Source organism: Lysinibacillus sp. FSL M8-0134 (assembly GCF_038069745.1).
Lineage (GTDB): Bacteria > Bacillota > Bacilli > Bacillales_A > Planococcaceae > Lysinibacillus > Lysinibacillus irui.
On the sequence record NZ_JBBPAJ010000001.1, the window covers coordinates 15392 to 28234 of the forward strand.

At 37.3% G+C, this 12843-nt stretch carries 13 protein-coding genes; all 13 read left to right on the plus strand.

The features are described 5' to 3' along the window. Positions 1-148: 148 nt before the first annotated feature. The 13 genes from veg (at position 149) to spoVT (ending at position 12783) form a co-directional block, all read left to right on the plus strand. Positions 149-409, plus strand: coding sequence for a biofilm formation stimulator Veg (gene veg / locus MKY49_RS00090; protein ID WP_004229199.1), 261 nt, complete (start codon positions 149-151; stop codon positions 407-409). Positions 410-523: 114 nt separating this feature from the next. Next, positions 524-703, plus strand: a complete 180-nt coding sequence (locus MKY49_RS00095) for a small, acid-soluble spore protein, alpha/beta type (RefSeq protein WP_004229193.1) — start codon at positions 524-526, stop codon at positions 701-703. A gap of 222 nt (positions 704-925) precedes the next feature. Next, complete coding sequence (ispE, locus tag MKY49_RS00100) at positions 926-1792, plus strand: 4-(cytidine 5'-diphospho)-2-C-methyl-D-erythritol kinase (protein WP_274795156.1); 867 nt, start codon at positions 926-928, stop codon at positions 1790-1792. A gap of 56 nt (positions 1793-1848) precedes the next feature. Next, entirely contained in the window at positions 1849-2682 is an 834-nt protein-coding gene (gene purR / locus MKY49_RS00105) for a pur operon repressor (protein ID WP_274795157.1), read from the plus strand. Then, the gene (locus tag MKY49_RS00110) at positions 2679-3053 is read left to right on the plus strand and encodes a RidA family protein (protein WP_322605665.1); all 375 of its coding nucleotides are present in this window, start codon (positions 2679-2681) and stop codon (positions 3051-3053) included. The genes purR and MKY49_RS00110 overlap by 4 nt, the downstream gene beginning before the upstream one ends. 222 nt (positions 3054-3275) lie before the next feature. After that, on the plus strand, positions 3276-3578 hold the full coding sequence (spoVG, locus tag MKY49_RS00115) for a septation regulator SpoVG (protein ID WP_274795159.1): 303 nt from the start codon (positions 3276-3278) through the stop codon (positions 3576-3578). A gap of 262 nt (positions 3579-3840) precedes the next feature. Continuing rightward, a complete protein-coding gene (gene glmU, locus MKY49_RS00120; RefSeq protein WP_274795160.1) occupies positions 3841-5211 on the plus strand; it encodes a bifunctional UDP-N-acetylglucosamine diphosphorylase/glucosamine-1-phosphate N-acetyltransferase GlmU in 1371 nt (456 codons plus the stop codon). Positions 5212-5235: 24 nt separating this feature from the next. Further along, positions 5236-6195, plus strand: a complete 960-nt coding sequence (locus MKY49_RS00125; protein ID WP_274795161.1) for a ribose-phosphate diphosphokinase — start codon at positions 5236-5238, stop codon at positions 6193-6195. 254 nt (positions 6196-6449) lie between these two features. Further along, positions 6450-7040: a 50S ribosomal protein L25/general stress protein Ctc gene (locus tag MKY49_RS00130; RefSeq protein ID WP_274795162.1), complete on the plus strand. Its 591-nt coding sequence runs from the start codon at positions 6450-6452 to the stop codon at positions 7038-7040. Positions 7041-7185: 145 nt separating this feature from the next. Continuing rightward, positions 7186-7752, plus strand: a complete 567-nt coding sequence (pth, locus tag MKY49_RS00135) for an aminoacyl-tRNA hydrolase (protein WP_274795163.1) — start codon at positions 7186-7188, stop codon at positions 7750-7752. 247 nt (positions 7753-7999) lie between these two features. After that, on the plus strand, positions 8000-8227 hold the full coding sequence (locus tag MKY49_RS00140; RefSeq protein ID WP_016993788.1) for an anti-sigma-F factor Fin: 228 nt from the start codon (positions 8000-8002) through the stop codon (positions 8225-8227). Between the two features lie 263 nt (positions 8228-8490). Next, entirely contained in the window at positions 8491-12003 is a 3513-nt protein-coding gene (mfd, locus tag MKY49_RS00145; protein ID WP_341385369.1) for a transcription-repair coupling factor, read from the plus strand. A 243-nt stretch (positions 12004-12246) separates the two neighbouring features. Continuing rightward, positions 12247-12783, plus strand: a complete 537-nt coding sequence (gene spoVT, locus MKY49_RS00150) for a stage V sporulation protein T (protein ID WP_274795165.1) — start codon at positions 12247-12249, stop codon at positions 12781-12783. Positions 12784-12843: the final 60 nt, after the last annotated feature.

Genomic DNA, 12843 nt, shown 5'->3' on the forward strand with positions numbered 1-12843 from the left:
GTTAACAATTTTTCTTTGATGTAAAAAAATATATATTTTTTATAAAAAATAAGTTGACAAGTTTTATAAGAGGCTGATAAAATATTATATTTTGTTGACATTTTTGGGCGTTTCGCTTATACTAGTTATTAGTGAGGTGTAAGCGAAAATGCCAAAAACTTTAGCGGACATTAAAAAGTCGTTGGATTGTCATTTGGGTAAACGTTTGCAATTAAAAGCAAACGGTGGTCGCAAGAAAACGGTTGAGTGTGCAGGGATATTACGTGAAACATATCGCGCTATCTTTGTAGTAGAGCTCGATCAAGAAGACAATACGTGCAAGCGCGTATCGTATAGTTACACAGATATTTTAACTGAAGCAGTAGAGATTACATTTTTAGACGAAGCAAAGGCTGCTGTCGCAAAATAGTTTCTAGTACTTATTTCTATATTTTCAAAACACTCATGTATGTTAAAAACTACATGAGTGTTTTGCGTTTTCGCGGGCATACTAAATTCGTCAGTTGTTAAAGGAGGAGTTTATATGCCTAGAAAAGGTATCATGTCACCTCGATTAAAAGAAGAGATCGCAAAAGAACTTGGATTTTATGATGTTGTGCAAAAGGAAGGCTGGGGCGGCATAAAAGCTCGAGATGCTGGTAATATGGTTAAACGTGCCATTGAAATGGCTGAACGGGCAAGTAGTGAGCAAGAGCGTAAGTAGGCTATTTTTGTTAAAGTAGGCGACTTATAAAGTTTCATTCAGCAGGGATGAAAATCCTTACTGACACAACAAATACAACTGACGAAAGAGAACCGATACACCGAAGAGGGTATACGGTTCTTTTTTTCCATTTTCGTATGCCCAATATGGTAAAATAAAATGAATAACCTTGCGCGAAAAAAAGGAACTGTTTATACGTGTAGCTATAAGGGAGGAAGAAATATGCTTTATGTAAAGGCGCCTGCAAAAATCAATTTAACATTAGATGTGCTTTATAAAAGACCAGATAATTTTCACGAAGTAGAGATGGTCATGACAACAGTCGATTTAGCTGATCGTATTAGTCTTGAATCTCGAGAAGATGGAGAAATCCAAATAATCTCTACTGATAATTTTGTACCAAACGATCATCGTAATTTTGCTTATCAGGCAGCGCGTCTCATTAAAGATACATACGGCATTAGACAAGGTGTATCCATTACAATTGAAAAGGAAATTCCCATTGCAGCAGGGCTAGCGGGCGGTAGTAGTGATGCAGCCGCTACTTTAAAGGGTCTCAATGAGCTGTGGGATTTAGGTTTATCGATAGATGAATTAGCAGAATTGGGAGCTAAAATTGGCTCTGATGTTTCATTTTGTGTCTATGGCGGCACAGCATTAGCTACAGGCCGTGGGGAAAAAATAAAGGAATTACCAGCCCCACCAAACTGTTGGGTGGTCTTAGCAAAGCCTAAAATTGGTGTATCTACAGCTGAGGTATATGGAGGATTGAAGGTTGAAGGCTTAGAACACCCAAATACTAAGCAGATGATACAGGCTATTGAAACAAAAGATTATGAGCTATTATGCTCTTCATTAGGTAATGTTCTGGAAACTGTAACATTTAAGTTACATCCAGAAGTTGTGATGTTAAAGGAACAAATGAAGCGTTTTGGTGCAGATGCCACATTGATGAGCGGAAGCGGTCCGACGGTGTTTGGTCTGGTGGATAGTGAAGCTCGAGTAAGCCGCATCTATAATGGTTTACGTGGTTTTTGTGAGGAAGTTTATGCAGTTCGGATTTTAGGTGAGCGAAATACACTTGCTTAGAAACGCAAATTTGTGTTAATTTTACCTATAAATATTCGTGTTTAGGAGAGGGTCGCATGAAATGGAAACGTAGTGAACGACTAGTTGATATGACGTACTATTTACTAGAACATCCACATCAGCTGATCCCGCTAACTTATTTTTCAGAATTATATCAATCTGCGAAGTCATCCATTAGTGAGGATTTAACGATTGTAAAAGAAACTTTCGAAGAAAAAGGAATCGGGTTATTGATGACAGTGCCGGGCGCCGCAGGAGGAGTAAAATATATTCCGAAAATGTCCGAGACTGAAGTACGTTTAGTAATTCAGGATTTAAAGGCAGAGCTTGAACATTCAGATCGATTATTACCAGGTGGGTACCTATTCATGACAGACTTGCTAGGGAACCCAGATTTAATTAATAGAGTAGGGAAGGTATTTGCCTCTGCTTTTGCTGATCAACAAATTGATGTCATAATGACTGTAGCAACAAAGGGTATTTCTATTGCTCACGCGATTGCAAGACATTTAAATGTACCAGTGGTTGTTGTGAGAAGAGATAGTAAAGTAACCGAGGGCTCTACAGTAAGTATTAACTATGTATCTGGTTCTTCCAGAAGAATTCAGACAATGGTATTATCAAAAAGAAGCATGAAAAGTGGACAACGTGTTTTAATTACTGACGACTTTATGAAGGTCGGTGGTACGATGAACGGTATGAAAAATCTATTAGAGGAGTTTGATTGTCAGTTAGCAGGTATAGCGGTGCTTGTAGAGGCTGAACATGCGGACGAAACTTTAGTAGATGATTATTATTCACTTGTAAAGCTTCATGAAGTTAATGAAAAAGATCGAACAATTGCATTAAGTGAAGGTAACTATTTTTCTAGAAGGGGACATGACAAATGAAAGTAGTAGCAACAACAAATGCACCAGCAGCAATTGGACCATACTCACAAGGAATTATTGTTAACGGAATGTTTTATAGCTCAGGGCAAATTCCATTAACAGCATCAGGGGAATTGGTAGAGGGCGATATAACAGCTCAAACAAATCAAGTTTTCGCTAATTTAAAAGCAGTTTTAGCAGAAGCAGGATCTTCTTTAGAAAATGTTGTAAAGACAACTGTTTTTATGAAGGATATGAATGACTTTGTAGCTATGAATGAGGTTTATGCAAGTCATTTTGGTGATCATAAACCAGCTCGTTCAGCGGTAGAGGTAGCTCGACTTCCGAAAGATGTAAAAGTAGAAATAGAAGTAATTGCTATCGTTAAATAAACATAAATTGATAAGCTCACTAAAGGGAACTACGCGTTCTGTTTAGTGAGCTTTTTTAATACTGACAAACAATTGTCAAAAATTCCGTATATAAGAAAAAATATTATTCTAATAAGTATTCAAATTTTTTAGAAAATTTGATAGACTATAAAAAGGAAAATATTCGGTAATCGAGAATATGATATTTTCAATTAGGCATCTAAGAAGAGAGGTGGTGAGAAAATGGAAGTTACTGATGTGAGATTACGTCGGGTACAGACGGATGGTCGCATGCGTGCGATTGCTTCCATTACACTTGACAATGAATTCGTTGTTCACGATATTCGTGTAATTGATGGAAATACTGGTTTATTCGTCGCAATGCCAAGTAAAAGGACGCCGGACGGGGAGTTTAGAGATATTGCACACCCAATTAATTCGGATACTCGCAATAAAATTCAGGAGATCATTTTAAACGAGTATCATAACTCTAGTGAAATAGAGGAAACGACTAAAGAAGAAGAATTAGAAGGAATTGGTGTCTAATCAAAAGGAAATAAATACCTCACTGGGGATTTGCTACAAAATGAATCTATGAAAAGATATAAAGAACTCTTCATGTATGAAGGGTTCTTTTTATTTTGATAAAAAGAGAATATGAGCAGTTTTAGGATATACTTCATGACATTCGAGCATATGGTGCAGTGGTTTTTGTAATTCATCTTTTTGTCAACTCTACATGCCTTGAAAATAGATGAATTTTGCTATATAGTCATAAGAGAAAATGAGCGTATTGGAGGACTTACAGATGAGCAATGTTTTTGCTGTCATTTTGGCTGCAGGTCAAGGTACACGTATGAAGTCCAAATTATATAAAGTGCTCCATCCAGTATGTGGGAAACCAATGGTACAACATGTGGTGGATCATATTCAAACGTTAGATGTAAATCGCATTGTAACGGTTGTAGGACATGGTGCAGAAAAAGTGCAATTACAGCTAGGAGATAAAAGTGAGTATGTTCTGCAGGCAGAACAGTTAGGGACAGCACATGCTGTTCAACAGGCTGAAGAAATTTTAGGTAACGAAGAAGGTACAACTTTAGTTGTCTGTGGAGACACACCCCTTATTCGACCTGAAACAATGCAGGCTTTATTCGAACATCACCAAGCTAAAAATGCTAAAGCAACAATTTTAACAGCGATTGCTGAAAATCCAACTGGCTATGGTCGTATTTTACGTGGCGAGAACGGACAGGTGGAACAAATTGTTGAGCAAAAGGACGCATCGGCAGAACAGCAATTAGTAAAAGAAATAAACACTGGCACATACTGCTTTGATAACAAACTGTTATTTGAAACATTAAAGCTTGTGAAAAATGATAATGCACAGGGCGAATTTTATTTACCTGATGTCATTGAAATTTTACAAAAACAAGGCGATATTGTAGAAGCATATGTGACGGATGATTTTGAAGAAACGTTAGGTGTCAATGATCGTGTAGCTTTGTCACAGGCAGAGACATTAATGCGTGCAAGAATTAATGAAAAACATATGCGTAATGGTGTGACGATTATCCACCCAGAAACAACTTATATTAGCGCAGATGCAGTAATTGGTCGTGATACAATCATTCAACCAGGTTCAATGATTGAGGGTGCTACTGTTATTGGTGAGGATTGCATTATTGGACCAAACACTCAAATTGCAGATAGTCGTATCGGTGATCGTACAACTGTACATTCCTCTGTAGTACGTGAAAGCGCTATTGCAGAAGATACAGCAATTGGACCATATGCTCATATTCGACCGCTTTCAGAGATCGGTAGTCATGTGAAAATTGGTAACTTTGTAGAAGTGAAGAAAAGCAAGCTAGATAATGACACGAAAGTATCGCATTTAAGTTATATTGGTGATGCTGAAATCGGTAGTAACGTCAATATTGGCTGTGGTTCCATTACAGTAAACTATGATGGAAAAAATAAGTTCAAAACGATTATTGAAGATGATGTATTTGTAGGATGTAATACTAACTTAGTAGCACCAGTGAAAGTTGGAAAAGGTTCATTTATTGCAGCAGGTTCTACAATTACAAAAGAAGTTCCTGAAGATGCACTTGCAATTGCGCGTGCAAGACAAGAAAACAAACCTAATTATGTAAGCAAACTAAATTCAAAATAATTATCAACTAAACAGGAGGCCATCATGCCGTATCATTATGCAAACTCACAATTAAAAATATTTTCTCTTAATTCTAATAATCCATTAGCTCAAGAAATTGCGCAGGAAATGGGTGTTGAATTAGGAAAATCTTCTGTTAAGCACTTCAGTGATGGAGAGATTCAAATTAGCATTGAAGAAAGTATTCGTGGTTGTGATGTGTTTATCGTGCAGTCTACTTCTGCACCTGTAAACGAACATTTAATGGAGCTTTTAATTATGGTGGATGCAGTTAAACGCGCATCTGCTCGTACAGTAAACGTTGTAATGCCTTATTATGGCTATGCACGCCAAGACCGAAAAGCAAAAGCGCGCGAGCCAATTACAGCTAAATTAGTGGCGAACCTTCTAGAGACTGCTGGTGCAACACGTGTAATCGTACTAGATTTACACGCACCTCAAATTCAAGGTTTCTTTGATATCTTAATCGACCACTTAATGGCAGTACCTTTATTATCAGATTACTTCAAATCTAAAGGTATTCCAGCAGAAGAAATCGTTGTTGTTTCACCTGACCATGGTGGGGTAACACGTGCTCGCAAAATGGCTGAACGTTTAAAAGCACCGATTGCAATTATTGACAAGCGACGTCCAAAACCAAATGTGGCGGAAGTTATGAACATTGTTGGTAATGTAGATGGTAAAGTGGCAATCTTGATTGATGATATTATTGACACAGCAGGTACGATTACAATTGGTGCTGACGCATTACGTGCTGCTGGTGCAAAGGAAGTTTATGCATGCTGTTCTCACCCTGTATTATCTGGTCCAGCAATCGAACGTATTGAGAACTCTGCTATTAAAGAGTTAGTTGTGACAAATACAATTCAGCTTGCAGACGAGAAAAAGTCTCCGAAAATTACTGAGCTTTCTGTAGCAAAATTGATGGCTGATGCGATTTCTCGCGTTTATGAAAACAAATCTGTAAGTACACTATTTGATTAATAATAAATATAGACAAATCCATCTTTTTAGATGGATTTGTTTTTTTTATGTTAAATGATTCGGACATAAGTTCATCTTGGGAATAAATAATCGAGTGTTTTTTGTGTGATTCTTCATATAAAGGGGTATAATAGAAAATGTGACTTAATAATATTTACTCTATCAAATAATAAGAGATAAATATTATCATAGCCTACAACATATTGCTTGTTGATAAGGCGTAAATAATTTTCTTGGAAGGGGAATAAAGAAGTATGAGTACAGTATTAAGTGTTAAAAAGCGCGAAACTGGGCATCGTTCGACATTAACCCAACTTAGAAAAGGGGGAGCCATTCCTGCGGTTATTTACGGCTATAAATTAGATTCAACCCCAATTTCTATTTCTGCAAAAGAATTTGTTAAGTCCATTCAGAGAAATGGACAAAATAGTGTGTTTTCACTTGAGTTAGAGGGGCAAAAAGTGAATGCTGTTGTGTCAGAAATACAGCAATGTTCATTAAAGGATGAAGTAAATCATGTCGACTTTTTAGCCATTAATATGGCTGAGGAGTTAGAAGCTGATGTTCCGATTAAACTAATGGGTCAGTCAGTCGGTGTGAGTGAGGGCGGTATTTTAATGCAGCCTAACTTAGAATTGAAAGTGAAGGTAAAACCAGCAGAGTTACCTGAATCGATTGATGTTGATATTTCAACATTGAAAATTGGAGAATCCTTAACTGTAAAAGATATTCGAGATCATATACCTGTTGAAGTTATTGATGAAGATGATTATATATTAGTAACGATTATAGCGCCTGCTTCAGTAGAAGAAGAGACTATAGACGGTGTGGAAGAGCAAGAATAAAAATAAATAATAGGTAAGGCTAGTAAGAAAGTTGAGCTTTCTTATTAGCCTTATTTTTTATGCGGTTTAAGAATTGTACAAAATGCTTTCTATGTGTGCTGTATGGTAAAATAATGACTATTAGATTGAAAGAAGAGAGGTACTTATGAAAATTATTGTTGGTTTAGGAAACCCAGGTAAACCTTATGAGCATACAAGACATAATATTGGCTTTGATGTAATTGATGCGATAGCAGAAAAATGGGGGACGCCTTTAACAAATTCAAAATTTAATGGAATGTACACAACTGTACATCGACCTGAAGGAAAGGTTCTACTTGTTAAACCTTTAACATATATGAATTTATCAGGGGAATGTATTGGTCCCCTTATGGATTATTTTGATATTGATGTAGAGGATTTAATTGTAATTTATGATGACTTAGATTTAGAAACAGGAAAATTGCGTCTGCGACAAAAAGGTAGTGCAGGCGGCCATAACGGCATTAAATCTTTAATTCAACATTTAGGTACCCAGGAATTTAATCGTATTCGAGTAGGAATTAATCGTCCACCTGCGGGCATGAAAGTTGCAGACTATGTCTTAGCGAAATTTTCAAAGGACGATCAGGTTCTTATGGAAGAAGCCATCGAAAAATCTGTAAATGCAGTCGAAGCATCTCTTTCAAAGCCGTTTCTTGATGTGATGAATCACTTTAACACTAGCAAATAAATGGAACACAACTAAAAAATTTTTGTTAAAGTCAGTGGATAATTGGAATGGTTTAAGGATGAGCTACAATGTGCCTTATACTATAACCGCAGCTAAATGCTTGTTTTGAATAGTGTTAACTACAAGCACAAAATAATTCTCTAATTTTGAAGTGATTGCAATGTTGACGACATTGGAAAGTGCATAATCCTTTTTATAAATGTCTATACTTTAAGTAGAAAGTTGCTTAAAGGAGGATGATTTGGAGATGTCAGTTCGCTACCGATGTCGGCATTGTGAAGTAGAAATAGGGACACTACCATTTGATGCAGATGATACAATTCGAAAACTGCATATTTTCGAATTGGGAGAAGCAGATGATTATGTTGAGAAAGATCAACATGGACAAACGACTGTGCACTGCATTTGTGAGCAATGTGAGGATTCGCTGAGACAATATCCAGATTATCACGCACTCAATAAATGGATTCAATAATTGGAAGGATGCTTTGACGCACTCATGTGTGTTCAAGGCCTTTTTCCATTTTATAAAATAGCCAATAATAGAGATATTTAAAATAGCACTAGAGTAATAGAAAGACTACGCCTCGGTGCTATGTATAGAATTTTTCATGCTTGATCGAAAAATTCTGCGATCACACTGAAAAAATGAATACAAGTATCTTCCCTTATAGAAGTATGAGAAGAATACTGAAAAAAGATACAAATAGAAATTTATGCTGAAAGGAGCTTTTGACTGTGGAGGTTTTACGACAACTTGTGTCGCAGGATAAACATATTACATCATTTTTACAGGAAATTCAGAGCGGTCAAACTGCATCACAGCTTATTACAGGTTTAACAGGAAGCGCACGACCAGTAATGGTTGATGCGTTATTTGAATATGTTAAGAAGCCCATCTATATTGTTTCTCCTAATCTATTGCAGGCACAAAAAATGGTTGATGAGCTTGCTGGATTATTAGGTGAAGAATATGTACATTATTACCCTGCTGATGAATTCATTGCAGCAGATCTTTCTGTGGCATCACCTGAATTACGTGCAGAGCGAATTGCAACACTTGATTGTTTAGCTAGAGGTGAGAAGGCTATCTATGTAATACCCGTAGCAGGTTTAAGGAAAATTATGCAGCCAAAGGAACATTGGCAACAATATTTTTTACAAACAGCTATAGGTGATGATATCGAAATTGATAAGTGGTTACAAACATTAGTTGAGATGGGTTATGTTCGTAATTCAATGGTGACAACACCTGGAGAATTTGCGTTGCGTGGAGGCATTTTAGATATTTATCCTCCTTATTTAGAATCGCCTATTCGTATTGAATTGTTTGATACAGAGGTTGACTCTATACGGACATTTTCAGCAGACGACCAACGCTCTATTGATAAATTGCAAAAAATTCGTATTCTTCCTGCTGCAGAGGTTATTCTGACTAAAGCAGAAAGACAGTCGCTATCTGGTCGTTTGGAATCCGCCTTAGCAGCCAGCTTAAAGAAGGTCAAAAAGCAGGAAACTAAGGAGTTACTGTATCAGCATATTCAGTATGATATTGAACTGTTACAACAAGGAAACTTACCTGATTACGTCAACAAATATGGTTCATTATTATACGATAAAACGGCCTATCTGGGAGATTACTTTGCACAGGATGGCATTGTGCTTTTCGATGAGCTTGGACGCATTCAAGAGGTTATGGATGCATGGGAACGTGAAGAGGATGAATGGTTTTTATCATTAATTGAAGAAGGAAAAATGGTTCATGATGTCAAACCCGCCTTCACGCTAAAAGAAATACTAGCGATGTTGCCACAACAAAAGCTTTCGTTTTCGTTATTTTCACGAACATTTTCAGGGATCACATTTAATAAAACAACTAATTTTTCTTGCAAGCCAATGCAGCAATTTCACGGGCAGATGGCATTGCTACAAAGTGAAGTAGAACGCTGGTTCCTTGGTAAATTTACGGTACTAATTGTTGCAAGGGATAAAGAACGTGTGAAACGGGTTCAGCAAATGCTTGAAGAATACGATATTCATACAACAATAGATGAACCAGCAGAACCTGGTATTTATATTGTTGATGGTGGCTTATCGAGTGGCTTTGAATTACCGTTGCAGCGCTTAGCAATTGTGACAGAGGATGAGCTCTTTAAGCAGCAGGCAAAGAAAAAAGCGCGAACAAAAAAAATGACCAATGCTGAACGGATTAAGAGCTATACAGAAATTAAGCCGGGTGATTATGTTGTGCATGTTCATCATGGGATTGGTAAATATATTGGTGTGGAAACGCTAGAGGTCAATGGTACACATAAAGATTATTTGCATATTCGATACCGTGCTGACGATAAATTGTATGTACCTGTAGAGCAAATAGACTTAATCCAAAAATATGTGGCATCAGAAGATCGTGAACCAAAGCTACATAAATTAGGTGGAGCAGAGTGGAAAAAAACTAAGGCGAAGGTATCCTCTGCTGTACAGGATATTGCTGATGACTTAATTAAGCTTTATGCCAAGCGAGAAGCAGAGAAAGGGCATGCTTTTACACCTGATAATGATGATCAGCGTAATTTCGAGGCCATGTTCCCTTATGAAGAAACAGAGGATCAGCTTCGATCTATTGTTGAAGTAAAGCGAGATATGGAGCGAGAACGCCCCATGGATCGTTTAGTATGTGGTGATGTAGGCTATGGTAAAACAGAGGTAGCCATTCGCGCAGCATTTAAGGCTATTCAAGATGGTAAGCAGGTAGCTTTCCTTGTCCCTACTACTATTTTGGCCCAGCAGCATTATGAAACAATCCGTGAGCGCTTTCAGGACTTTGCTATTAATGTTGGATTATTATCCCGTTTCCGCACTAAAAAAGAGCAAACTGCAACATTAAAGGGTTTAAAAGAGGGGCAAGTCGATATAGTTATTGGAACACACCGAATTTTATCTAAAGATTTAATTTTCCAAGATCTTGGTTTGTTAATTGTTGATGAGGAACAGCGTTTTGGTGTGACACATAAGGAAAAAATTAAGCAATTAAAGACTAATGTCGATGTCTTAACTTTAACGGCTACACCAATCCCACGTACTCTTCATATGTCTATGGTAGGTGTTCGGGATTTGTCTGTTATTGAAACACCACCAGCCAATCGTTTCCCAGTCCAAACGTATGTAATGGAACATAGTGGAGCATTAGTGCGAGAAGCAATTGAGAGAGAAATGGCACGTGGCGGACAAGTGTTTTATTTATATAATCGAGTTGAAGATATGGCCCGTAAGGTAGAGGAGATTCAGGTACTCGTTCCTGAGGCGCGAATAGGTCATGCGCATGGAAAAATGACAGAGTCAGAATTGGAATCAGTGATTTTAGCCTTTTTAGAGGGTGACTATGATGTCCTTGTTACGACAACTATTATTGAGACAGGTGTTGATATACCGAATGTGAATACATTAATCGTCCATGATGCTGATCGAATGGGCTTGGCCCAGCTTTATCAATTACGTGGACGGGTTGGACGTTCAAATCGGGTAGCATATGCGTACTTTATGTATCAACGAGACAAAGTATTGACAGATGTAGCCGAGCAGCGTTTACAGGCAATTAAAGAGTTTACTGAGCTTGGCTCAGGCTTTAAAATTGCCATGCGGGATTTATCTATTCGAGGCGCAGGTAACTTACTCGGAGCGCAGCAACATGGCTTTATTGATTCAGTCGGCTTTGATTTATATTCTCAAATGCTTCAAGACGCCATTGCTGAACGACAAACAGGTGTAAAAAAAGAAGAGAAGCCAGATATCGAAATATTGCTAAGTGTTGATGCGTATATTCCTGACGTCTATATTCCGGATGGATATCAAAAAATCCAAATGTATAAACGCATTAAGGCAATGGATCAAGTAGAGGAATATGATGAAATCATGGAGGAATTAGAGGATCGATTTGGCGATCTTCCAATTGAAACAGAGCGTTTACTGCGAATAGCACGAATGAAGGTTTGGGGTCTTGGCGCAGGAGTAGTATCTGTAAAGGAAAAGCAAAAACTGATTACAATTCTGTTGTCTGAACAGGGAACAGCCAATGTTGATGGCAGTAAAATCATTGAAGAATCGATGAAATTTGAACGTGCTGTCGGTTTTGGTATGGACGGCATGCAGTTAAAATTAACAATAGATGAGCGAAAGTGTGGAAAATATCAACCATTTGATTTGTTGGAAGAGCTCATGCAAATTATTGATAAAGCAAAAAAACAGCACTAGCAAAAAGGCCGGTCTTATCTTTTTCGGAAAAGATAAGATGGCCTTTTTATATACATTTTTTATGAATTAATTATAGAAACTTATTCCTTGGGCAAACTAATATGGAGTTGATTGACGTAATAGCTTATGAAAAAAATTGTTGGTTGCGAAATCCTTTTTCATCAGTTTTTGCATAGATTACTTAAATAAAAACCATACTATAGTTGAATAAAAATTTCATTGTAGCGAAAGCGAGGCATTAGAATGAAGGCAACAGGAATTGTTCGTCGTATTGATGATTTAGGGCGTGTAGTTATTCCAAAAGAAATTCGTAGGACGCTACGTATTCGTGAAGGCGACCCTCTTGAAATTTATACGGACCGTGAAGGTGAAGTCATATTAAAAAAATATTCTCCTATCAATGATTTAGGGGAATTTGCAAGAGAATATGTTGAGACACTTTATGAAACATTAGGAACACCAGCATTTGTCACTGACCGTGATGAAGTAATTGCTGTAGCAGGGATTGGTAAAAAAGAATATATTAATCGTCGCATTACATCCTTTGCGGAAGGTTTCATGGAAGAGCGATCAACAAAAATTGAAAAAATGGAAACAACGATTGAAATTGTCCCTGGACAATATGAGCAGGTAAAATCGTATTGTGCGACACCTATTATGGTGAACGGTGATCCGATAGGCTGTATTATTGTCTTATCAAAAGTACACTTTGTCGGTGAGGTAGAAGTCAAAGTAGTGGAAACAGCTGCCAACTTCTTAGCTAAACAAATGAATAGTTGATGCATGGAAAAGTTATTGCGATGACCTTTTAGGCTGAACAATAACTTTTTTTGCGTACAT